This is a genomic window from Bifidobacterium santillanense, assembly GCF_018555385.1.
Lineage (GTDB): Bacteria > Actinomycetota > Actinomycetes > Actinomycetales > Bifidobacteriaceae > Bifidobacterium > Bifidobacterium santillanense.
Genome location: NZ_JAFEJS010000002.1, coordinates 64934 through 89126, shown reverse-complemented (window position 1 = coordinate 89126; position 24193 = coordinate 64934). Strand labels below are relative to the sequence as shown.

18 protein-coding genes and 1 tRNA gene are annotated in these 24193 nt (G+C 66.9%); 14 read left to right on the top strand and 5 right to left on the bottom strand.

All coding sequences use genetic code 11. From position 1 onward, the window contains the following. Window positions 1–32: 32 nt before the first annotated feature. The 5 genes from JS528_RS02985 (at window position 33) to JS528_RS02965 (ending at window position 6599) form a co-directional block, all read left to right on the top strand. Entirely contained in the window at window positions 33–1229 is a 1197-nt protein-coding gene (locus JS528_RS02985) for an SLC13 family permease (protein WP_214357630.1), read from the top strand. 161 nt (window positions 1230–1390) lie between these two features. Next, window positions 1391–2392 (top strand): LacI family DNA-binding transcriptional regulator, encoded by a 1002-nt coding sequence (locus tag JS528_RS02980; RefSeq protein WP_214357629.1) that lies wholly within the window; start codon window positions 1391–1393, stop codon window positions 2390–2392. A gap of 336 nt (window positions 2393–2728) precedes the next feature. Beyond that, entirely contained in the window at window positions 2729–3943 is a 1215-nt protein-coding gene (locus JS528_RS02975) for an MFS transporter (protein ID WP_214357628.1), read from the top strand. A gap of 28 nt (window positions 3944–3971) precedes the next feature. Beyond that, window positions 3972–5567, top strand: a complete 1596-nt coding sequence (locus tag JS528_RS02970; RefSeq protein WP_214357627.1) for an MGH1-like glycoside hydrolase domain-containing protein — start codon at window positions 3972–3974, stop codon at window positions 5565–5567. 162 nt (window positions 5568–5729) lie between these two features. Then, complete coding sequence (locus JS528_RS02965) at window positions 5730–6599, top strand: MurR/RpiR family transcriptional regulator (protein ID WP_214357626.1); 870 nt, start codon at window positions 5730–5732, stop codon at window positions 6597–6599. Between the two features lie 62 nt (window positions 6600–6661). Here the strand turns inward: JS528_RS02965 and JS528_RS02960 are convergent. Next, window positions 6662–6735: transfer RNA gene (locus tag JS528_RS02960), tRNA-Arg, on the bottom strand. A 256-nt stretch (window positions 6736–6991) separates the two neighbouring features. On the opposite strand from JS528_RS02960, the gene JS528_RS02955 reads away from it, so the two are divergent. The 3 genes from JS528_RS02955 to JS528_RS02945 all read left to right on the top strand — a co-directional run bounded on the left by JS528_RS02955 (window position 6992) and on the right by JS528_RS02945 (window position 10619). After that, window positions 6992–7675 carry an ABC transporter ATP-binding protein gene (locus tag JS528_RS02955; RefSeq protein WP_214357625.1) on the top strand — a complete coding sequence of 228 codons (684 nt, stop codon included), beginning with the start codon at window positions 6992–6994 and terminating at the stop codon, window positions 7673–7675. A gap of 206 nt (window positions 7676–7881) precedes the next feature. Beyond that, a complete protein-coding gene (locus JS528_RS02950; RefSeq protein ID WP_240541305.1) occupies window positions 7882–9045 on the top strand; it encodes a CARDB domain-containing protein in 1164 nt (387 codons plus the stop codon). Further along, window positions 9042–10619, top strand: coding sequence for an ABC transporter permease (locus tag JS528_RS02945; RefSeq protein WP_214357623.1), 1578 nt, complete (start codon window positions 9042–9044; stop codon window positions 10617–10619). Before JS528_RS02950 ends, JS528_RS02945 begins: the two co-directional genes overlap by 4 nt. Before the next feature lie 42 nt (window positions 10620–10661). On the opposite strand, the gene JS528_RS02940 is transcribed toward JS528_RS02945, so the two are convergent. Then, window positions 10662–12818, bottom strand: a complete 2157-nt coding sequence (locus JS528_RS02940; protein ID WP_420838173.1) for a 1-deoxy-D-xylulose-5-phosphate synthase — start codon at window positions 12816–12818, stop codon at window positions 10662–10664. Between the two features lie 208 nt (window positions 12819–13026). On the opposite strand from JS528_RS02940, the gene JS528_RS02935 reads away from it, so the two are divergent. The 6 genes from JS528_RS02935 to JS528_RS02910 all read left to right on the top strand — a co-directional run bounded on the left by JS528_RS02935 (window position 13027) and on the right by JS528_RS02910 (window position 19947). Continuing rightward, a complete protein-coding gene (locus JS528_RS02935) occupies window positions 13027–14019 on the top strand; it encodes a zinc-binding dehydrogenase (protein ID WP_214357622.1) in 993 nt (330 codons plus the stop codon). 137 nt (window positions 14020–14156) lie between these two features. After that, window positions 14157–14654, top strand: a complete 498-nt coding sequence (gene purE / locus JS528_RS02930; RefSeq protein ID WP_214357621.1) for a 5-(carboxyamino)imidazole ribonucleotide mutase — start codon at window positions 14157–14159, stop codon at window positions 14652–14654. Continuing rightward, on the top strand, window positions 14638–15873 hold the full coding sequence (gene purK / locus JS528_RS02925) for a 5-(carboxyamino)imidazole ribonucleotide synthase (RefSeq protein ID WP_214357620.1): 1236 nt from the start codon (window positions 14638–14640) through the stop codon (window positions 15871–15873). The genes purE and purK overlap by 17 nt, the downstream gene beginning before the upstream one ends. 9 nt (window positions 15874–15882) lie before the next feature. Continuing rightward, window positions 15883–16296, top strand: coding sequence for a Fur family transcriptional regulator (locus tag JS528_RS02920; protein ID WP_214357619.1), 414 nt, complete (start codon window positions 15883–15885; stop codon window positions 16294–16296). Between the two features lie 256 nt (window positions 16297–16552). Further along, on the top strand, window positions 16553–17509 hold the full coding sequence (locus tag JS528_RS02915) for a metal ABC transporter solute-binding protein, Zn/Mn family (protein ID WP_214357618.1): 957 nt from the start codon (window positions 16553–16555) through the stop codon (window positions 17507–17509). A gap of 359 nt (window positions 17510–17868) precedes the next feature. Further along, window positions 17869–19947 (top strand): LTA synthase family protein, encoded by a 2079-nt coding sequence (locus JS528_RS02910; protein WP_240541276.1) that lies wholly within the window; start codon window positions 17869–17871, stop codon window positions 19945–19947. A 168-nt stretch (window positions 19948–20115) separates the two neighbouring features. Here the strand turns inward: JS528_RS02910 and purD are convergent, their stop codons facing one another. The 3 genes from purD to purF all read right to left on the bottom strand — a co-directional run bounded on the left by purD (window position 20116) and on the right by purF (window position 24099). Beyond that, entirely contained in the window at window positions 20116–21387 is a 1272-nt protein-coding gene (purD, locus tag JS528_RS02905; protein WP_214357617.1) for a phosphoribosylamine--glycine ligase, read from the bottom strand. 66 nt (window positions 21388–21453) lie between these two features. Beyond that, window positions 21454–22491, bottom strand: a complete 1038-nt coding sequence (gene purM / locus JS528_RS02900) for a phosphoribosylformylglycinamidine cyclo-ligase (protein WP_214357616.1) — start codon at window positions 22489–22491, stop codon at window positions 21454–21456. A gap of 75 nt (window positions 22492–22566) precedes the next feature. Continuing rightward, the gene (purF, locus tag JS528_RS02895; RefSeq protein ID WP_214357615.1) at window positions 22567–24099 is read right to left on the bottom strand and encodes an amidophosphoribosyltransferase; all 1533 of its coding nucleotides are present in this window, start codon (window positions 24097–24099) and stop codon (window positions 22567–22569) included. Window positions 24100–24193 lie beyond the last annotated feature (94 nt).

The window sequence follows — 24193 nt, the reverse complement described above, 5'->3', positions numbered from 1 at the left end:
GGCAAAACCCTTGATACTCCACGGAGGAAGCGATGCGACGCTGGTTCGTCGAACTGCTCAAAAGCGAAACGATTCTGATTGTCGCGACGATACTCGCCATCATCTCCTGCTTCATCGTCCCGCCGGACGCCGACTACAAGGGCTACGTGCACACGAGCACGATCAGCCAGCTCATCTGCCTGATGCTCGTCGTGTGCGGCTTCCAGCGCATCGGCGTGTTCCGCATCATCGGCTCGCGTCTGCTGCACCACGTGAACACCGCGAGGGGGCTGGTCATCACGCTGATCTCGCTCACCTTCTTCTCCGCGATGCTCATCACCAACGACGTCGCGCTCGTGACGTTCATCCCGTTCGCGATCTCGGTGCTCATCATGGCGAACATGGAGGAGTACGCGGTGCTGGTCGGCACGCTGATGACGATCGGCGCGAACGTCGGCAGCATGCTCACCCCGATCGGCAACGCGCACAACCTGTATCTGAAGGCCCTGACCGGCATGCCCGCCGGCGAGATGATCGGCATCATGGCCCCGTACTCGCTCACCGCGGCGGTGATGCTCGTGATTATCTCGTGCGTCGTGTTCGGCTCGAAGCCGGTTTCCGAGTTCAACGCGCTCGACGGCGCCGGCATCGAGCAGGGCGTGCTCGCGCCGTCGGCCGGCAAGCACCAGCCCGACGAGATCCGCATCACCGGCTACGGCGCCGGCTACGGCGGCTGGCGCACGGTCGTCTACACCGTGCTGTTCGTCGTGTGCCTCCTCGCGGTGAGCGACTTCATCCCGCTGTGGGCGATGTGCGTGATCGTGTTCGCCGCGTTCCTCGTGTGCGACCGCAAGGTGTTCAAGAACGTCGACTGGGGTCTGCCGCTCACGTTCACGATGTTCTTCATCTTCATCGGCAACATGAAACGCGTGCCCGAGTTCTACGAGCTCGCGGCCGCGTTCGTCGGCGCCCATCCGCTCGAGGTGTCGGTCGTCTCCAGCCAGATGATCAGCAACGTGCCCACCACGATCCTCCTGTCCGGCTTCACCGACCAGTGGCGTCCGCTCATCATCGGCACGAACCTCGGCGGCATGGGCACGCTCATCGCCTCGATGGCCTCCCTGATCGGCTACAAGAACGTCACGCGCAGGTACCCGGAGAAGAAGGGCCGTTACCTCGCCGTCTACTCCGCCGTCAACGTCCTCTTCCTCATCGTCCTCGTGGGCCTGAGCTGGATCATCGAGCCGTGAGCGGGCGCCCGTCCGCGGATGGCCCCGGATGCGGCCGGGAAGCCGGCCGGCCTCTCCCCGGGGCGGGTGCGCGGACTTCGCGCCGATGATGATATAGCGTTTATGTTGTTGCGCCGGAACGTTGTTCCGGGAACGATCATCGACAGACTGGAGGGGCCGTCATGGCGACGTTGCGCGATGTGGCGAGGGAGGCCGGCGTGTCCGTCGCGACCGCGTCGGTGGTGTTGCGCGGTGAGCCCGGATTCAAGCCGGAGACCCGCGACCGCATCCTCAAGGCCGCCGAGAAGGTCCATTACACGGCCAACATCTCCGCGCGCTTCCTCAAGCAGGGAAGCAGCGGCATCATCGCGTTCGTCGTGCCCGAGCTGTCGAACCCGTACTTCTCGGACCTTGCATGGGCCATCTCCAAGGAGGCCGCCAGGCAGGGCTACCAGACCGTCGTGGTCCAGACCAACTCCTCGACCGAGTCGGAACGCGACTCCCTCAAACGGGTCAGCACGCCGATGTGCGACGGCCTGATCATCAACCTCCACAACATCCCGGAGGGCGAGCTGCAGTCGCTGATCGGCGGGCATCCGGCCGTGCTGTTCGAGGACTACGAGGACCATCCCCAGTACGACAACGTCTCCCTGCCTCTGGAGGCGTCGTTCAGGACCGCGTTCGCGTACCTCAAACAGCGCGGATACGCCCACGTGGCGATCGCCGGCGGGCGTCGCTTCGCGGCGGAGGAGTTCGCGCAGGCCGGCCGCAACACCGGTTCGATGCTGGCCGTGCGGGCGATGATCGCCGCCGGACTGGGGGAGGAGAGCGACACCATCCCCTGCGAATGGACCGTCGAGGGCGGCGCGAAGGCGGCCTCGACCATCGTGCAGGCCGATCTGGGATACGACGCGGTCTTCTGCATGAACGACCTCATCGCGTTCGGTCTGATCAGGGGATTGACGGACATGGGCATCCGCGTGCCCGAGGACAAGGCCGTCTTCGGATTCGACGGCGTGAGCCCCACCGCCTACTTCATCCCGCAGCTGAGCACCATCGCCGTCGACTTCGACGGCATGGCGCGCAGCGCGGTGTCCATGCTGATCGAGCGCATCAAGGGCGGCGACATGCCGGCCCGGCGCGAGACCGCCGGCTTCTCCCTGATCCGCGGCGGGTCCGCCTGACGTTCCTCCCCTCGTAGCCATCGTCGCCGCAGCCCGCGTCGTCGACGTGCGCGTTGCCGTGGGTCGTGGTCCCGTCTCGTCGCATTGAAGTGAAACGTTTCACTTAGATGGATTACAAGAACGTTTCAACACGCCGATTCGCATTCAAGGTCAAAAGGCCTATAAGCACTGGAATCTAGCCGCTCTTTACACGCTTATGCCTGTTTCGAGATCCAATAGTTAAACGTTCTTGTAAAACCGTGTTATGCTGAATGCGTCCACGGAAACGAAAGGAACCGCGCCCGGTGATGGGCGGCGCTCCCGTCTCCATACGGAATCGAATCCAAAGGAACAACCATGACAAAGGAAGTCAAGAAATACGGCCTCAACGTGCAGCTGGCCGTGCTGGCGGTGTCGCTGCTGCTGACCAGTTCCAACATCATCAACGGCATCCTGCCGCAGATCCGCGATGGCCTGCACGTCTCCAACGCGGCCGCCGAGCTGCTCTCCACCACGCCGTCGCTCACCGCCCTCGTCACCCTGCTGCTGAGCCCCGCGATGGCCCGCTTCTTCGGACTGAAGAACACCATCGGCCTCGGCGTCGTGCTGGTCGGCGTCTCCGGCGTGGTGCCGATGTTCGTCAACGACTACACCGTGATCCTCATCTCGCGCATCGTGCTGGGCCTGGGCCTGGGATGCTACAACTCGCTGGCCGTGGCCATCATCCAGGTGATGTGGTCCGGCGACACCCGTTCCACGCTGCTGGGCATCCGCGGCGCGTTCGAGAACATCGGCCAGATGATCCTGACGGCCTTGGTTGGCGTCCTGGCCAGCGCCTTCGGCTGGCAGGGGTCCTTCTCCGCCTACATCCTCGCGTTCGCCGCGCTCGCATGGTTCTGGATCGTGGTGCCGGACGTCAAGCTCGCCTCGGACGAGGGGACCGACGACTCCGCAGACGAGGGCGGGGACGTCTTCGCGGAGAAGTCCAACTACGTGGTCCTCACGTTGTTCGCGCTGTTCGCCGCCGGCTATCTCATCGCCATGCAGTCCGGCTTCGTGCGCTGGGCGGCCGTCACGCAGGAGGCCCTGGGCGCCGACTTCAACACGTCCACCGTCATGTCCATCGGCGTGGCCGCCGGCATCGTCTCCGGCTTCGGCTTCGGCGCGCTCAACAGGTTCCTCGGCGACATGAACACCCTGTACCTGGGCATCGCCATCGAGGCGCTCGGCTGCTTCCTCCTGTACTTCGCCGACGGCAGCTGGCCCCTGCTGGTCGCCTCGATCATCTGCTTCTACGTGCCCGGCCCGATTCTCGGACCTTGGCTGTTCAACCAGCTGCCGAAGTATGCGACCAAGTCCCAGCAGGCGTTCTGGTCCACCGCCATCATGATCGGCTTCCACGTGGGCATCTTCCTCGCGCCGCTCGCCATGACCGCCGTCGAGACGGTCCTCGGCAGCACGGACCTCGCCGTGTCCTTCCTGCCGTTCGGCGTCGCGCTGCTGCTCATCATCGTGGGCGTGTTCGTCCACACCCATATGCCGCGCCGGAAGGCCGACGGGGCCAAGGCCTAAAACCACGGAACCGCAAAGGAGACGAAACATGACCGAGGTGTACCAGCCGATCGAGGAATTCACCGTCCCCGGTCCGGTCCGCGACCCCGACGAGGTGATCGACGGCTACGTCGGCGCCTTCAACCGCAACGACGAGGAGCTGTACGTCCAGGACATCCCCGACGAGTCGGCCGCCGACTGGATGAAGCGCGAGGCGCCGTTCTTCGCATGCGCCGACCGCCTGCTGGAACGCGTCTACTGGTTCCGCTGGTGGACGTTCCGCAAGCACATCACCTCCACTCCGGAGGGGCGCATCATCTCCGAATTCCTGCCCGACGTCTACTGGGCCGGCCCCTACAACTCCATCAACTGCGCCAACGGCCACCACATCGCCGAGGCCCGGTGGCTCAGGGGCGGCCGCGACCTCGTCCGCGGCTACGCGAACTTCTGGTTCAGGGGATCCGGCGACGAACTGTCCTACTCCTCATGGGTGGTCGACGCGATCCGCCGCTACGCCGAAACCCGCGATGACGGGGACTTCGCCGTGTCGCTGCTCGACGACTTCGTACGGTTCTACCGCACGGTCGAGGAGCGCAACATGACCCGCTACGGTCTGTTCTGGTCGTACGACGACCGCGACGCGATGGAGGACTCCATCTCCGGTTCCGGCCTGCGCCCGACGCTCAACAGCTACATGGCCGCCAACGCCCTCGCCATCGCGACGATCGCCCGCTGGGGCGGTCGTGACGCGCTCGCCGACGAGTTCTCGGCGAAGGCCGCCTCGCTGACCGCGCTCATCCGGGAGGAGCTGTGGGACGAGGACGGACGGTTCTTCAAGGTGCTGCCGCTCGACGACCGGGACGGCATCCTCGCCGCGACCGACTTCGCCGACGTGGACCCGTCACGCAACGTGCGCGAGGAGATCGGCTACATCCCGTGGATGTTCGATCTTGCCGACGAACGACACGAGGACGCCTGGCGGTTCCTCGCCGATCCCGACCACTTCGGCGGCGCCGCGGGCATCCGCACCGCCGAACGGTGCCATCCGCGCTACATGAACCGCGACTCCGCCCACGAATGCCAGTGGAACGGCCCCTGCTGGCCGTTCGCCACCACGCAGACCCTCGACGCGATGATCGCCGAGATCCGCTCCGGTCGCGGCGGGGTCGCCCCGGGCGACTTCATGCGCGAACTGCGCCGGTATGCCGCGATCCACACCCGCCGGACCGCGGACGGCGAGGTCATCGACTGGATCGACGAGGACCTCGACGCCGACACCGGCGCGTGGATCTCCCGCGACCAGCTGGAGGCGTGGGAGTGGCGCGCGGACAAGGGCGGCTACGAGCGCGGCAAGGACTACAACCATTCCGCGTTCGCCGACCTCGTCATCTCCGGCCTCGCCGGCGTGCGGGTGGAGCCGGACGCATCCGGCACCGGGACGACATTGGTCGTAGACCCCATCGCCGACGGGCATGCGATGCCCTACTGGCGTCTGACCGGACTGCCGGTCGGCGGCACGACGGCCGACATCTGGTACGACCTGCTCGGCGACCACTACGGCCATGGCGCCGGACTGACCGTCATCGTGGATGGCCGCACCCATCACGACGATTCCGAACATCCGCGCATCGCCGTTCCGCTGTGACGTGCCGGACGCGCGATGCACCGGACGGGTCGGCCGGCATCCCGCAAAAGTTAACGCACGGTTCACTTTGCTGCCATCTGCAATCCGCCGCGGGCGCACCGACGTCGGTTAGGCTACGGAACTGTAGAGCATCATAGGCGTGACGTTGCAGGAGATGGGACCGTGCAGTCTTCGGTGGGAATTCGCGAGCGTATCGATCACGTGTATCCTTCGCTTCGCCCGGCCGAGCGGGCCGTCGCGCGTTACATCCGCGATCATATCGAGGAGGCGGCGGGTCTGACCGTCGGCCAGCTCGCGGAGGCGACGCACGTCAGCCAGCCCACGGTCATCCGATTCTCGCGCAAGCTCGGCTTCGGCGGCTACCGCGAGCTGCGGTACGTGCTGCGGCACCCCGAGGCGGAGCACCAGGTGACGTTCGACCCGCTCGAGGGATTCGATCTGAACCCGTGGGACAGCCCCGAGGACGTGCCCGCCAAGGCCGCCGCCGGCGCCGTCTCCCTCGTCGAGGAACTCCGTCGTTCGCTCGACGTCAAGGCGTTCCGCAGGGCGACCGCCCTGCTGGCCGACGCGCACGCCATCGATATCTACGGCGTCGAGAACTCGCTGGTCCCGGCGACCGATCTGTTCACGAAGCTGATGTATCTGGGGCTGGACTGCCGCCTCAACACGGACGCCTACCTGCAGCAGATCGGGGCCGGACACCTGCGTGACGATGACGTGGCCATCGCGTTCTCGCATTCCGGTTCGTCCGCGGACACGGTCAAGGCGCTGCGGCTCGCCAAGGCCGCCGGCGCCCGCACCATCGCGGTGACCAACCACGTCGGTTCGCCCCTCGCCGGGTCCGCCGACGTCACGCTGATCACCGGATCGAACTCCCAGACGATCTACGGCAACGCGATTTTCTCGCGCGTGGCGCACATCGCCCTCGTCGACATGCTCTACATGGGCGTGATCCTGTCCGACTACGGCCGCTTCTCGACCGCCCTCGACCAGTCCGGCCGCATGATCGCCGACCGCGAATACCGAGGCTGAGCCGATTCATCGAACGACAACAACGAAGCCCTTGGAACCTAATGATTCCAAGGGCTTTCTTGTGACCCCGGCCGGGCTCGAACCGGCGACCCTGAGATTAGAAGTCACATGCTCTATCCAGCTGAGCTACGGGGCCAAACCGGAACCATTGTAATGGCGGGGGTGGAAGGGCGCGCCGCAGCGAATCATCCCGTGGATGTATTGCGTTGTCCGAACGTATGATGCCACACTGGTGCCGAAGCGGTCCGTTTCGGATAGACTGGCGATAGAGACGGGGAGGTCCGCAACGGGACCGCGACGGGAAATGCGGGAGCGGACGAGCAGAGAACGGAGCGTCGATGGATGCGATGGCGCGGCAGCGCGACGGACAGGGCGGACGGCAAGGACGGCCGATGATCGAGGTGCGGCACCTGCGCAAGGAGTACCCCACGGCCGACGAGACCGTGGTCGCGCTCGAGGACGTGAACCTCAGCATTCCACGAGGACAGATCTGCTGCATCTACGGCGAGTCCGGCTCCGGCAAATCCACGCTTTTGAACCAGCTCGCCGGTATGGAGAAGCCCACGCGCGGAGGCGTCCGCATCGGGGGAGTGGTCGTCTCCAGGCTCGACGAGCGCGAGCTCGCCGCCTTCCGTCAGCGTCATCTGGGATTCGTGTTCCAGTCGTACAACCTGATGCCGAACCTCAACGCGGTCGAGAACGTCGCCATGCCGCTCATGTTCCGCGGCGTGCCGAAGGAGAAGCGCGAGGCCGTCGCCCGCGGCATATTGAGGCGCGTCGGCCTCGGCAAGCGCCTGACGCACTATCCGACGCAGATGTCCGGCGGCCAGCAGCAGCGCGTCGGCATCGCCCGCGCGTTCGTCGCCAAACCCGAGGTGGTGTTCGCCGACGAGCCGACCGGCAACCTCGATTCGAAGACCAAGCTCGACGTGATGGAGATGATCTGCTCGTTCGCACGCGACCTCGACCAGACCATCGTCCTGGTCACGCACGACGACAACATGGCCCGCTACGCCGACCGCATCGTCACGCTCCTCGACGGGCGCGTCGTCGACGACCGGCTGACCGGAAACTGAAACCATCGCGCGATTCCGCGCACCGCACGTCACGGGAAGACACAGGGAAGAAAGGGAACACCATGACCATCCGAGGAAAGCAGGAGCCCGCCGCGCGAGCGTCGATGGGATCGCGGGCGTCGCGCGTGGCGGCGACCGTGCAGCCGACCGTCCGCCGCGTCTCCGCGCTCGCGCACGTCGCAGTCGCCCTGCTCGCGACGCTCGCGATGACGTTCGCGCTCGCCGTCGCGTCGGCTCCGCTGAACGTCGTTGCATACGCCGACGACGCGACCACGTCCGGCGGCTCGTCGTCCGGTGCATCCGGCGGCGAGAGCGCCACGCCGATCGCCGGCCCCGTGCCCAACGTCATCATCACCAACTTCACGTACGGCGACGGATCGGTCGCCGTCGGCAGCGACTTCACCCTCTCGTTCACGTTCCAGAACAAGGGCAAGGTCGCGGTGAGCAACATGGTCGTCACCGTCGACGGCGGCGAGAACTTCGCGATCGCCGGCGGCACCAACACCTTCTACGTCGACGCGCTCTACGCCGGCCGTTCGGCCACGCAGAGCGTGCCGATGCAGGCGCTGTCGAGCGCGAAGAGCGGCGCGCAGGGCGTGACCGTGAGCTTCCGCTACGAGTACGTGGACTCCGGTTCGCGCTCCTCCGCCTCCTCGGACATCAGGATCTCCGTGCCGGTCTCCCAGCCCGACCGCTTCCAGCTCGACGACCCGGTGGCGCCCGAGGACGCGACCGTCGGCAACGAGACCACCATCACGATGAACTACGTGAACAAGGGCAAGGGCGACATCGCCAACGTCGAGGCGTCGATCGAGGGCGACGGCATCGAGACCGCCACGAAGACCCAGTACATCGGCAACGTGGCCTCCGGTGCGTCCGGTTCCATCGGCTTCGCGTTCACGCCCACCACGGCCGGTTCCCTCGAGGCCAAGCTGCACGTCGCCTACGAGGATTCCGACGGCAAGTCGCAGACCAAGGAGTTCCCCGTGACCGTGGACGTCGCCGAGGCCGCGCCGATGCCCGACGACTCCGGCATGGCCGTCGACGACCAGACGGCCGATCAGGGCGTGGCCTGGTGGGTGTGGGTCGTCGCCGCCGCGGTCGCGGTCGCGCTGATCGTGCTCGTCGTCGTGCTCGTGCGCCGCCGCAGGAAGAAGAAGGCGAAGAAGGCCGACATCGACGAGGAATGGGACGAGTGGACCAAGGACGACGGCGGGGACGATGCGAACGGCAAGGCGGGCGATGGCCCCGCGGCCGGTCCCGCGGTCGCGGCCGACCCCGAGGCCACGCAGCTGATCGTCCCGACGTCGCCCGCCTCCGCGTCCGAGACGGGCGCAGACTCCCGTCGCGCGCGCAAGGGGCGCGCATGAGATTCGCCGACATCCTGCGGCTGTGCGTGCAGAACCTGTTCCGACGCAAGTCGCGCACGTTCCTGACCGTGCTGGGCGTGATCGTCGGATGCTGCTCGATCGTGCTCATGGTTTCGTTCGGCCAGGGCATCAACGAGCAGAACGAGAAGATGCTCACATCGATGGGCGATCTGTCCATCGTCACCGTGTACACCAACGGCGGCGGCTACGGCGTGGGCATGAGCGGTCCGGGATCGTCCTCCGGTTCGAGCGAGTCCGCCAAACTCGACGACAAGGCGGTCGAGTCGTTCCGCTCGCTCGCCGGCGTCGACGGCGTGACCCCCGTGATGACGCTGCCCTACACCGTCACGGCCAAGGCCGGCGCAGGCGGACGCTACATCTACGACTCCGTGCAGATCATGGGCATCGACATGTCCCAGTTCGACAAGATGGGCTACAAGCTCAAGGACGGATCCAAGCCGGTCAAGGACGATCAGATCCTCGCCGGCGAATGGGTGACCTACGGCTTCATCGACTCGCTGCACAACGGTGCGACGCGCACGCACGCGGACGGCGGCTCCTGCACCTACAACGAGGCCACCGGCGAGTGCGAGCCGGACAAGGACGAGGAGCCGTTCTTCGATCCGCTCACCACGCCGCTCACCCTCGTCTCCGGCGCCAACTACGTCGGCGACCCCTATGTGCAGAACCTGTACGGCGGCGGCATGAGCGGCGCCGGTTCGACGGGCTCGACCTCCGGCGACTCCCAGACCGTCTCCCTCGACCTCAAGGTCACCGGCGTGGTCACCGGCGACTACAACAAGGGCTACGCCACATCGGACGGCCTCGTCATGGACCTGGGCGCGATGAAGGCGCTCATCGCGAAGATCAACGCGACCGGCTCCGGCGCGTCCTCGTCCGCGTCTTCGCCCGCGTCCTCGTCGACCTCGGCCACGAACTACGATCAGGTGCTCGTCAAGGCGTCCGACCTCTCGCAGGTGCCCGACGTCGAATCCCAGCTCAAGGCGATGGGCTACCAGACCTCCTCCTACGAGGACATCCGCAAGTCCCTCGAGGACCAGTCCCGCGCCATCCAGCTGATCCTGGGCGGCATCGGCGCGGTGTCGCTGCTCGTCGCCGCGATCGGCATCGCCAACACGATGGTCATGTCCGTCTCCGAGCGCACGCGCGAGATCGGCATCATGAAGGCGCTCGGCTGCTACGTGCGCGACATCCGCGTCATGTTCCTCACCGAGGCCGGCGCGATCGGATTCATCGGCGGCGTGATCGGCGCGGCGCTGAGCGCGCTCGTCTCGCTCGGCGTCAACATGGTCGGCATGTGGCTCGCCGGCGGATCGGGATCGAGTTTCCTGGGCTCCGGTTCGGGCGGTTCGGGCGGCGACCTGTCGTTCTGGACGCTGCTGCGGGACGCGGTCGTCGGCGGCGAGGACGTGACCCGCTACTCGGTCATCCCGTGGTGGCTCTACCTGTTCGCGGTGCTCTTCGCCACGTGCATCGGCCTGCTGTTCGGTTTCGGACCGGCCAACAAGGCCGTGAGGATCCCGGCGCTGGACGCCATCAGGAACGACCGATGAGCGGCGTTCCGCGGGGTCGACGGCCGGTCGGTCCCGCGGACGTCAGCCCCGCAGCGCCTCGCGCACGCGCGCCGCGACCGCCTCGACGGTCAGGCCGTAACGCTCGTTGAGCGTCGCGAGCGGGATGCGGTCGGTGAACTCCTTGTCCGCGCCGACGTTGATCACGCGCGGGTTCCGGTCGCCCCGGTCGCCCGTCGTGTCCGCCGTACGGTGATTCGCGTAGTACGCGGTCACCTTCTCGCCCCAGCCGCCCTCGAGCTGGCCGTCCTCCAGCGTGACGACGAGCTTATGGCCCCCGCGCAGCGACTCCAGCAGATTCATGTCCAGCGTGGTGCACTGGCGCGGATCGACGACCGTCGCATCGATGCCATCGGTACGGTCAAGCGCCTCGGCGACCCGCCACGCCAGCGGGTACGCGTTGCCGAGACCCAGGATCGCGACCTTGGATCCGTGGCGGGTCACCCGGTAGGAGAGCATGTCCCGGCTGCCGCGCCCGGCGGTATCCGCGGTCTCCGCGCCCTGCCCGGCCGCGTCCCGCGCCGCCGTGCGTCCCAGGTCCTCGCCCGCTCGCTCGGCCGCGAGGATCGGCTCACCCGGCACACGGATGACCACCGGGCCGTCCGGCGCGCCGACGGCCCCGTCCGGCGCCGTCGCCCACGTCAACGCCTCCAGATAGTCCTCGCGTGAGGTCGGCATCAGCATCGTCACCCCGGGGATGTTCGCGAACATCGCCACGTCGTACGCGCCGGAATGCGTGTTGTCCGAACCGGACAGGCCGCCGAGGAAGTCGAGGACCGTCACACGCGAGCGGTTGAGGCTCATCTCCTGGAAGAACTGGTCGTACGCGCGCTGGAAGAACGACGCGGTCGTCGCCACCACCGGCGTGCCGCCCGCCCTCGCGATGCCGCAGGCGTAGGTCACCGCGTGCGATTCGGTGATGCCGCAGTCCACGTAGTGTGCGCCCGCGCGCTCGCGGAACTCGTGCGTGATGCCGTTCGAGCCCGGTGTCGCGGGGGAGATGACCACCAGTCCAGGTTCGGTGGGGAAACGGCGTTCCAGTGCCGCCATCGCGAGCTTGCCGTAGTGCTTGCGCGGGTCCTCGGGGCGTCCGATCGCCTTGTCCGGCGTCTGCCAGTGCGACGCCTCGCACTGGCCCTCGTGCGGCGCGTGGTCGGACAGGTTGCAGTGGTCGGAGTGCCACGGCTCGCTGTGCGACACGTTGCCGGTCGCGTTGACGCCGGTGTCGGTCGCCCGCACGGTCCCGCGCCCGCCGCCGTGACCCGACGCACCGTCCGACGCGTCCGCGCCGGCGGCGAATCCCGCGCCTTTGAGCGTGTGGATGTGCACGACGACCGGATGGTCGATGCCCTTGACCTCCTCGAACGCGGCGACCAGCGCGTCCACGTCGTTGCCGTCGGCCACGTAGCGGTAGTCCAGCCCGAACGCGTTGAAGATGTTCGGCTGCGCCGTGCCGTTCGACGCCCGCAGCCGAGCCAGCGGCCCGTACATGCCGCCGAAGTCGCCGGCGATGGACATCTCGTTGTCGTTGAACACGATGATGAGGTTGCCGCCCTGCTCGGCCGCGTTGTTCAGCCCCTCGAACGCGATGCCGGAACTCAGGGAGCCGTCGCCGATGACGGCCACGACGTTGTCGATGTCCGGCCGGTCGGCGTCGGTCGGACCCGACGCGGCCCGCCCCATGTCGCGCGTCTTCGCCAGACCGCACGCCAGCGAGACCGACGTGCCGGTGTGTCCGAGCACGAACTGGTCGTGCTCGCTCTCGTCCGGGTTCGTGAACCCGGTCACCTCGTCGAACCGCGCCGGATCGAGGTATGCGGCGGCGCGGCCGGTGAGCATCTTGTGCACGTAGCTCTGGTGCGACACGTCGAAGACGATGCGGTCGCGCGGCGAGTCGAAGACGCGGTGCAGCGCGACGGTCGCCTCGACCATGCCGAGGTTCGATCCGATGTGCCCGCCGTGGGCGTGCCCGTACGCGAGCAGCGCCGAGCGGATCTCGGCGCACAGACGATGCAGTCCGGACCGGTCGAGCGCCTTGACGTCGGACGGTCCGGCGATGCGGGTCAGGACGTCGTATCCGCCGGCGTCCGCCGCATCGGCGACGTCCGCGCCGGCCGCGGACCGGGCATCCGCGACATGTCCGCCGCGCCCGCCGTCCGCACCGTCCATCGCACCGGTCATGCCCATCCCCATAAGTCAGACGCCCTTCCTGCTGTTTTCCTTGCCGACGGAAAAGCCTAGACGCATGGCCGAACTCCCCGCGCATGCCACGCGGCAATGCGCCCAACATCTCCGTATAACACGCCCGTCCCGTGCGACAATGGAACGCGGGAAGCCGCGGTGACGCCGCCGCGGCGCAGACCGCAGCACGCAAACGAAAGGAACGCCGATGAAGGCCGTATACGCTTCCACGATCGACAACGATGACCCGCTCGCCGCCCTGGCCGTGGGCGACATGCCCGCGCCCGAGGCCAGACCGTTCTGGTCGACGGTCTCGGTCAGGGCCGTGACCGTCAACCACCACGACATCTGGAGCCTCAAGGGCGTGGGTCTCGCCGCAGAGCAGACCCCGATGATCCTCGGCACCGACGCCGCGGGCGTCCTCGACGAGGACATCCCCGTGCGCAAGGGGTTGAAGGCCGGCGCCGAGGTCGTGCTCTACACGTTCGTCGGCACCGACGGCGCCGGCGTCATGCCGGGGGAGCGCCGCACGATCCTGTCGGAGAAGTATCCGGGCACGATGGCCGAGAAGGTCCAGGTGCCGTCCGCCAACGTGTTCGCCAAGCCCGCGAACCTCGACTTCGGCGAGGCCGCCGCGCTCGGCACCAGCTGGCTGACCGCCTACTCGCTCGTCTTCACATCGGCGAACGTCAGGCCCGGCGACACGATCCTCGTGCAGGGCGCGGGCGGCGGCGTCTCGACCGCCGCGATCCAGCTCGCGCACGCCGCCGGCCTCGAGGTGTTCGTCACCTCGCGCTCGTCGGACAAGCGCGAACGCGCCCTCGATCTCGGCGCCGACGCCGTCTTCGAGACCGGCGCCCGACTGCCGCGCAAGGTCGACGCCGTCATCGAGTCCGTCGGCGCCGCCACGTGGGGGCATTCGGTCAGGTCCGTGCGCCCCGGCGGCACGATCGCGGTCTGCGGGGCGACCACCGGCGACCAGCCCGGCGCCGAGCTCACGCGCGTGTTCTTCCAGGACATCCGCGTGCAGGGCAACACGATGGGCTCGCGCGAGGACTTCGCCCGTCTGCTGCGCTTCGTCGAGCACGCCGACCTGCATCCGGCGATCGACTCGACCTTCGACGGCCTCGATACGGCCCCGCAGGCGTTCGCCAGGGTGATCGGCGGCGACGTGTTCGGTAAGGTCGTGATCACGCTCTGACATCCGCCTGTCGCCCCGCGCGGCCCGTCCGCCCGCATCCGGCACCCGGCCGTCGCCGTCGCCGGCGCGGCCGGCGCGGACGGGCACATGGGGGAGTACAGTGAGACCGTATTCTCAATAACGCGGAGGTAATGATAATGACGGACATCAAGCCCGAAGTCGCCGTCGTCATGGGCTCTTCCAGTGACTGGGAGACCATGAAGCGCGCCTGCGACATCCTCGACCAGTTCGGAGTCGCCTACCACAAGCAGGTGATCTCCGCCCACCGCACGCCGGAGCTCATGGCCGACTTCGCGCACAACGCGCGCGCCAACGGCCTCAAGGTCATCATCGCCGGCGCCGGCGGCGCCGCCCACCTGCCCGGCATGATCGCCGCGCAGACCACCCTGCCCGTCATCGGCGTGCCGGTGCGCTCCCACGCCCTGTCCGGCTGGGACTCCCTGCTCTCCATCGTCCAGATGCCCGGCGGCATCCCGGTCGCCACCACCGCCGTCGGCAACTCCGGCGCCACCAACGCCGGCCTGCTGGCCGTCCAGATGCTCTCCGCGTTCGACGAGGGCCTGGCCAAGAAGCTCGAGGACTACCGCAACGAACTGAAGGAGAAGGTGGCCGAGTCCAATGCCCAGCTTGTTTGAGGAAACCCACGGCGCCACCCAGATGCTCCAGCCGGGCTCGACGATCGGCATCATCGGCGGCGGCCAGCTCGGCCGCATGATGGCCCTGTCCGCCAAGTACATGGGCTTCCGCATCGGCGTGCTCGACCCGACCCCCGACTGCCCGACCGCGCAGGTGGCCGACTTCCAGGTCGTCGGCGAGTACGACGACAAGACCGCCATCCACGATCTCGCCGAGAAGTCCGACGTCCTGACCTACGAGTTCGAGAACGTCGACGCCGAATCCATCGACGAGGTGCGCCATCTGGTCGCCGCACCGCAGGGCACCGACCTGCTGCGCGTCACCCAGGACCGCATCAACGAGAAGACGTTCATCAACAAGCACGGCATCGAGACCGCCCCGTGGCGCGAGGTCAACGACTTCGACGAGCTCGAGGCCGCCATCGACGACCTGCACTACCCGTGCGTGCTGAAGACCCGCTCCGGCGGCTACGACGGCCACGGCCAGCACGTGCTCAAAAACGACATGGACCTCGAGAAGATCCGCGCCCGCGGCGACCGCGGCGGCGGCTTCCCGCCCTCCATCCTCGAGGGCTTCGTCGACTTCGCGTTCGAGGCGTCGATCCTCGTGTCCGGCAACGGCAGGGACTACGTCACGTTCCCGATCGTGCGCAACGACCACCGCAACAACATCCTGCACATGACGATCGCCCCGGCCGAGGTCAGCTCCGAGATCGCGCGCACCGCGCACGAGATGGCCCTCGCCCTCGCCAAGGGCTTCGAACTCGCCGGCACGCTCGCCATCGAGCTGTTCGTCACCAAGGACGGCCGCGTCATCGTCAACGAGCTCGCCCCGCGTCCGCACAACTCCGGCCACTACACCATCGAGGCGTGCTCCATCGACCAGTTCGACGCGCACATCCGCGGCATCGCGGGATGGCCGCTCATCCAGCCCAAGCTCCTGAGCCCGGCCGTCATGGTCAACGTGCTCGGCCAGCACGTGCTGCCGACGCGCGCCCAGATCGCCACCCATCCCGAATGGAACGTGCACGACTACGGCAAGGCGCAGCTGCGCCACAACCGCAAGATGGGCCACATCACCGTCCTGACCGACGACACCGCCCGCACGGTCGCCGAGCTCGAGGCCACCGGCTGCTGGGACGACCTCAAGCCCTACGCGCGCCCGTTCGTGCAGCCGTCCGCGCCCGAGACCGCCGGCGCCGCCGGAACGGAGGCGTGAGCGACCCGCATGGTTGAACACATCGAACGCCAGACCAGGCAGAAGGACGCGATCCACGCGGCGCTCGCCGACTGCGACGAGTTCATCTCCGCGCAGGACCTGCACCGCCGCCTCGAGGACCAGGGCCTGAGGATCGGTCTGGCCACCGTGTACCGGCAGCTCAACGCGCTCGCCGATTCCGGCGCCGCGGACACGATCCGCCTCGACGGCCAGCAGCTGTTCCGTCTGTGCGGCGACGACGGCCATCACCATCATCTGGTGTGCCGCAAGTGCGGCAGGACCGTCGAGATCGACCCGCCCAGCGAGTCATGGCTGCGCAAGGTCGCCGAGGGCCACGGCTTCACCGTCGAGAGCCATACGCTCGAGGTCTTCGGCCTGTGCCCGGAGTGCCGCAAGGCCGGTTCCGGCGCGGCCGCCCGCTGACCGGCGGGCGCGCGTCCTTCCGCGCGTCCATGGAAAGCCCCGTCCCGTGACGGGGCTTTTTCCGTATCCGCGTCCCTTCATCCGTCCCTTCCGGGGCGTTCCTCCAGGTCCGTCCGTTTCGCATCATCTCCTCGACACGCCCATCCATTGATATTGATAACGATTCTCAATATGTGTTATGGTGGCGTACCGAAGGCCGGGCGGCATGGTCCGGCGCAATGGAGGACGGAACGTCCGAAGAGAGGAACGCACCATCATGAACCACAATCGCATCGACACGAACGCACACGGCCCGATCCGGGCCATCGCACGTCGCCTGACCGCGGCGATCGTCGCCGGCGTCGCGGCGGTCTCGCTCGCCGCGTGCGGCAACGCCGCGCCGTCGGCGTCGTCCGCCGCCTCCGGATCCGATGCCGACGGCCGCATCGAGGTCGTCGCCTCGATCAACCAGTGGGGGTCGATCGCCCGCGACCTCGGCGGCGACCACGTCGACGTCACCGACATCATGACCAGCACCAACGTGGAGGCGCACGACTACGAGCCCACCGCGCAGGACGTCGCGAAGTTCGGCGACGCCGAGGTGGCCGTCGTCAACGGCGCCGACTACGACCCGTGGGCCTCCAAGGCGGCCGGCTCCACCAAGGCCGAGCTAGTCGACGCCGCCGAGGTCGCGGGCGTGGAGGAGGGCGACAACCCGCACGTGTGGTTCTCCGCCAAGGTGCGCTCCGCGGCCGCCGACGCGATCACCGCCGCCTACCGGAAGGCCGACCCCGCCAACAAGGCCGATTATGACGAGCTCAACAAGGCATGGCACGCCAGGGAGGACAAGCTCGAGTCCAAAATCAAGGCCGTCTCCGCCACGACCAAGGGACTGCCGTACGCCGCCACCGAATCCGTCGCCTGGTACCTCGCCGACGACCTCGGCATGACGGACGCCACTCCGAAGGGCTACGCGCAGGCCTCCGCCAACGAGAGCGAGCCGACCGCCGCCGACATCAAGGCGTTCCAGGACGCTCTGAAGGCCGGCGGATCCATCAGGGCGCTCGTGCTCAACACGCAGGAGTCCAACTCCACCACCGATCGGATCGTTTCAGCCGCGCAGGAGGGGAACGTCCCGATCGTCGAGCTCACCGAGCAGATGCCGAAGGAATACGACGACCTCATCGACTGGATGGACGCGCTCGTCGACGCCTTCGCCGGCGCCGTCAAGTGACGCGGAACGGGCGCCGGGGCGGCCGGAACGACCCGCGGGGACTTCCCGCGGCGGCCGGATGCCGGAACGAATCCGTGACGAATCAGGGCGTCTCGGGGATGTCCCGGGGCACCTTCCGCATTAGAGTGGCAGGAGCGACAACGAAACGATTGGTCAGAGAATCGTGAGGAATCCTCCGTCCCTATGGTTTTCCCAAGGTTCGGGGGAGACAATGTCCGTTTGACCGTCGAACGCGGCGGTGCCGGTCGGATGATCGGACCGGCACCGGGCGTCGGCCGTCGAACGGAACGTCGAACGACAACGTCAACGGAACCGAGCGTATGGGTGAAGCAAGCAGTATGAATCAGGAATCGAATGCGATGAACGATGGGGACATGGCGGCGGGTGCCGCTCCCGCGGTGCAGCGGGATCCCGCCGATGCCGGACGACGTCGCTGGGGCATCGCCCCCAGACCGTTCCCCGGCTGGCTGTACGGCATCCTGTTCGTGCTCTTCGACGTCGCCGCCGTGGCGATCCTCGAGGTCGGCGTGAGCCTCGGCGCCTCCTCGCGCGTGACCCTGTCCAGTCCGGAGGTCGGCTGGGACTTCGTGGGCAAGATGTTCACCGACCTGAACTTCGTGTTCGTGCTCAACGTCCTGCTCGTCGGCGTGCTGTACCTCGCGCTGCTCATGCTGTTCAACCGGTTCTGGATCGCGGCGCCGGTGCTCATCGCGGCGGCCGTCATCGTCGCCGTCATCGAGCATTTCAAGATCTCGATCCGCTATGAGGCGGTGCTTCCCTCCGACCTCAACTTCCTCAAGGCCGACGCCGGCAACCTCATGGGCTTCATGCCCGCCGGCGCCCATTGGACGATTCTGGCGGCCATCGCCGTGTTCGCCGTGTTCGCCGCGCTGTTCGTGTTCCTGAACCATATCGACGCGCGCCGCGGGCGCATGTTCCGCGGCTCCGACCGACAGACCAGATCGATCAACGCGGTCGCGCGCCTGCTGCTCATCCTCGTGCCGGGCCTGTTCTTCGGCCTGTATGCGATGCAGGTGAGCACCGTCGGCTCGTGGGCGAAGAACCTCGCCACCGTCATGGGAGACAAGCCCTCGATGTGGGACTCCGTCTACGACGCGCAGCGCAACGGCCCGCTTGTCGCGTTCATGCGCCAGGTCAATCCGAAGGTGATGGACAAGCCGTCCGACTACTCCGAGGAGACGATGAAGCAGGTCGTCGCCCGATACCAGAAGGCCGCGAAGAAGATCAACGCCTCCCGCGGCAACAAGCTGACCGACTCGACCGTGATCTACGTGCTGTCCGAATCCTTCTCCGACACCTCGCGCGTGCCGGGCCTGAAGGTCAACAAGGATTCGATGCCGAAGATCCGCGCGATCAAGCAGAACACCACATCGGGTCTCATGCTGTCGTCCGGCTACGGCGGCGGCACCGCGAACCTCGAGTACATGGGGCTGACCGGCCTGTCGATGGCGAACTTCGACTCGTCGCTGACGAGCCCCTACCAGCAGCTCGTTCCCGGCGAGCACTGGACGCCGACCATCAACCAGATGTGGGGCGCCGCGAAGAACTCGATCGGCCTGCATCCGTACGAGTCGTCGATGTACTCGCGCGCCACGAACTACAAGAAGTTCGGCTTCTCGCACTTCTACACGCTCACCGGCCCGGACGTCATCTCGCACCAGGACCGCATCGACGACAGTCCGTACGTCTCCGACGCCTCCACCTACCTCAGCACCTTGGAGGAGGTGAGGAAGACCGACTCCAACCAGTTCCTGCAGGTCATCACGATGCAGAACCACATGCCCTACCACGAGTGGTACAAGGACAACGACTTCACCGCCGAATCCACCACCGGCACGCCGCTGGGCAAGGACGAGCAGGAGTCGATCCAGACCTACCAGAAGGGACAGGCGATCACCGACGAGGCCACCGCCGACTTCCTGGACGAGCTCGACAAGCTCGACAAACCGGTCACCGTGGTCTTCTACGGCGACCATCTGCCCGGCATCTACTCGTCCGCCAGCGAGGACGACGACAACTCGCTCGCCCTGCATCTGACCGACTACTTCATCTGGTCGAACAAGGCGTCCGGCGCGCAGGGCACGAAGATCAACAACGCCGCGTACTCGTCGCCGAACTTCTTCGTCGCGCAGGCGGCGCAGCACATGGATGCGAAGGTGTCGCCGTACCTCGCGTTCCTGACGATGATGCACCAGAAGATCGCCGCGATGGAACCGCCGGTCGTCAACAAGATCCAGGGCTGGGACCGCATCCCCGAAGGTCAGTCGATCTACCTCGACCACGCCGGCAACCCGATGGCCGAGAGCGACTTCGACGAGGAGACCAGACAGCTCCTCGCCGACTACAAGCTCATCCAGTACGACATCACCGACGGCCGCAACTACCTCAAGGACACCGGCTTCATGGACCTGCCGTAGCGGTTGGAGGAGCACGGATTCCCTTCCGGCGAAGGGAACCAGGTGCCCTGACATACGAAATGAGGCTCCCGGGTGGGAGCCTCATTTCATTCGTTCAGCCCATCAACGGTCCGAACGTGCGATGATGCGTGCGGCAGCAAGGCGCGCAACGCCGCTACCGCTCCTTCATCACGCGTTCAGCGCCTTGAAGCCGATGTCGTGGCGATAGAACATGCCCTTGGTGTCGAGCGCGTCGATGATCGCGTAGACCTTGTCCTGCGCGTCCTTGATGGTGGGCGCGGAGGTCTCGACGAACAGGACGCGGCCGGAGGAGGCGACGAGTTCGTCGTTCTCGTTCCTGGCGACGCCCGCGTAGTAGACGTGGGAATCCTCGTCGACGGGGATGGCGGGGATCTTCGCGCCCTTGACGACGTTGGTCGGGTAGCCGTCGGAGGCGAGGACGACGCCGAGGGTGACGCGTTCGTCGTCCCAGGTGAACTCCGGGGTCTCGCCGTCGAGGATCGCGCTGATGCCGGCGCCCAGATCGGAGGTGAGCTTCGGCAGGACGACTTCGGTCTCCGGGTCGCCGAAGCGGGCGTTGAACTCGATGACCTTCGGGCCGTCGGCGGTGGCGATGAGGCCCGCGTACAGGATGCCGGTGAACGGCGTGCCCTCCTCGGCCATGGCCTCGACGGTGGGGCGCACGATCGTCTCGATGGCCTCGTCGACGACCGACTGCGCGATCTGCGGGACGGGGCTGTAGGCGCCCATGCCGCCGGTGTTCGGGCCCTTGTCGCCGTCGTAGGCGCGCTTGTGGTCCTGCGAGATCGGCATCGGCCAGAACTCGGTGCCGCTGACGAAGCTCATCAGGGAGAACTCCTGACCCTCGAGGAAGTCCTCGATGACGACCTTGGCGCCGGCGGAGCCGAAGCGGTGGTCGATGAAGATGTCGTCGAGCGCGGCGACGGCGGTGTCCTCGTCCATCGCGACGGTGACGCCCTTGCCGGCGGCCAGACCGTCGGCCTTGACGACGATCGGGGCGCCGTGCTCGCGCACGTAGGCGACGGCCGGCTCGAGCGCGTCGAAGGTCGCGTACCTGGCCGTGGGGATGCCGTGACGCTCCATGAGCTGCTTGGCGAAGTCCTTGGAGCCCTCGATCTGGGCGGCGGCCCTGCTCGGGCCGAACGCCTTGAGTCCGGCGGCGGCGAAGTCGTCGACGATGCCCTCGATCAGCGGCACCTCGGGGCCGACGAACGCCCAGTCGTAGCCGTTGTCCTTCATGAAGTCGATCAGCGCCGCGTGGTTCGACTGGTCGATGTGCGTGGTGCGGATGCCGTCGAGCTCCATGCCCGGGTTGCCGGGGGCGACGGTCACCTCATCGACGCTGCCGCCGCGCTGCAGGGCGTGTGCGATGGCGTGCTCGCGCGCGCCCGAACCGATGACCAGAACCTTCTGTCCCATTGTCCTAAGTCCTTTCATTGATTGGGCTTCCCCGGTGAGGGGAAGCCCATGTACACGTTGTGCGAACTACTTGAGCACGATCTGCGTGCCGTCGGTGTCCTTGCCGATGCGGCCGATCACGTAGCCGGCCTCGCCGTTGGACTCGAGCAGCTTGACGGTCTCGTCGGCGCGGTCGGCGTCCACGGCCAGCACCATGCCGATGCCCATGTTGAAGATGTTGTACATCTCCATGTGGTCGATCTCGCCGGCCTTCTCGAGCACGTCGAAGATCGGCAGCACCGGCCAGGTGCCGAGGTCGATCTCGGCCGCGAGGCCGTCGGGGATCATGCGCGGCACGTTCTCGATGAAGCCGCCGCCGGTGATGTGCGCGACGCCCTTGACCACGCCCGCCTCGAACAGGGGCTTCAGGGCCTTGACGTAGATCTTGGTCGGGGTGAGCAGCACGTCGCCGAGCTTGGCGCCTCCCAGCTCGTCCAGCACGGTGTCCACGGTGTAGCCGGCCTGCTCGAACAGGGCCTTGCGCACCAGGGAGAAGCCGTTGGAGTGGATGCCGGTGGACGGCAGGCCGATGAGCACGTCGCCCTCGGCGATGCCGGAGCCGTCGACGATCCTGGACTTCTCGGCGACGCCCACGGCGAAGCCGGCCAGATCGTACTCGTCCTCGTCGTACATGCCCGGCATCTCGGCGGTCTCGCCGCCGATCAGGCCGGAGCCGGCCTGCACGCAGCCGTCGGCGACGCCGGCGACGACCTGCTCGAGCAGGGCCGGGTCGTTCTTGCCGCAGGCGATGTAGTCGAGGAAGAACAGCGGCTCGGCGCCCTGGGCGGCGATGTCGTTGACGCACATGGCCACGCAGTCGATGCCGATGGTGTCGTGCTTGTTCGCCATCTTGGCCACGACGAGCTTGGTGCCCACGCCATCGGTGCCGGAGATGAGGACCGGCTCCTTGTAGCCGAGGGAGGCGAGGTCGAACAGACCGCCGAAGCCGCCGATGCCGCCGACCACGCCCGGGCGGTTGGTGCGCGCCACGTGCGACTTGATGCGCTTGACGACTTCGTATCCGGCTTCGACGCTCACGCCGGCGTTCTCATATGCTTTGGGCATTGGGGGATTGGCCTTTCTTGGGTTCGGTGTTCGGTTGTTCTTCGATGAGGGGATTGCGGGCCGTGGCCGTCGCGCTCAGAGTTCGACTCCGGCGTCGCCGTCGGCCGACGGCTGCACGGTGTTGTACTCGTTGCCGATGTACTTGCTCTTGTACAGCGCGAACTCGGGCAGGCGCACGCGGTCCTCGGGGGTGAGGGACTTGAGGAAGTCGGCCTCGTAGTCGTCGAGGGCGGTGGGGTAGTCGCCGTTGAAGTAGGCGACGCACAGACCGCCGTACGGTGCGTCGGCGTTGAGGCCGATCGATTCGATCAGACCGTCGAGCGACAGGAACGCGAGCGAGTCGGCGCCGATGTACTCGCGGATCTCCTCGACCGACTTGTGGCCGGCGATGAGCTCGCGGGTGGTGGAGATGTCGATGCCGTAGAAGCACGGGTACTTGAGCGGCGGGGAGCTGATGCGCATGTGCACCTCGGCCGCGCCGGCCTCCTTGAGCAGCTGCACGATGCGCTTGGAGGTGGTGCCGCGCACGATCGAATCGTCGATGACGACGACGCGCTTGCCCTTGACCACGCCGCGTACGGCGGAGAGCTTCATGCGCACGCCCTGCTCGCGCAGCTCCTGCGTCGGCTGGATGAACGTGCGGGCCACGTACTGGTTCTTGATCAGGCCCATCTCGTTGGGCAGGCCGGACGCCTCGGCGTAGCCGGATGCGGCCGACAGCGAGGAGTTCGGCACGCCGATGACCATGTCCGCGTCGACGCCGGCCTCGGCGGCCAGGCGGGCGCCCATGCGCTTGCGGGCGGAATGGACGTTGACGCCGTAGATGTCGGAGTCGGGGCGTGCGAAGTAGATGAACTCCATCGAGCAGATCGCCAGCTGCGTGTTGTTCGTGTACTGCACGATGCGGTAGCCGTGGTCGTTGACGACGACGATCTCGCCCGGACGGATGTTGCGCACGAGCTCGGCCCCGACCACGTCGAGCGCGCAGGTCTCGGAGGCCAGCACGTAGGCGCCGTTCTTCATCTTGCCCAGGGAGAGCGGACGGAAGCCGTTCGGGTCGAGCGCGCCGATCATCGCGTGCTCGGTCATCAACAGGTAGGCGAAGCCGCCGTGCACCGTGTTGAGGGCCTCCTTGAGCTTGTCCATGAAGGTGCGCTGCATGGAGCGGCGGATGAGGTGCATGAGCACCTCGGTGTCCGAATTGGAGTGGAAGATGGCGCCTTCGTCCTCGAGCTTGCGGCGCAGCGACGGGCAGTTGGTGAGGTTGCCGTTGTGGCACAGGGCCACGTCGCCGTCGTGGAAGCGGAAGATGAACGGCTGGATATTGTCCGTGGTGCCCGATCCGGCCGTCGCGTAGCGCACGTGACCGATCGCATGGTTGCCCTTGAGTCGTTCGATCTCGCGCTCGTCGCCGAACACCTGGGTCAGCAGGCCCAGGCCTCGGTGGCCGATGAGGTGGCCGTGATCGTTCGCGACGATGCCGGCGCCCTCTTGGCCGCGATGTTGCAATGCATGGAGTCCGAAATAGGTGAGTCGAGCGGCGTCGGGGTGTCCCCACACGCCGAAGATGCCACATTCCTCGTGAATGTCTTCGAGTTCAGCCGACAAGCCAAAGCTCCTTCTCAAACGTGGTCAAAATGGAGTTCACTACCTGTTCACCCTACCAATCGCCGGCTACATCGGCGTGCTGGCGGACGGTCGC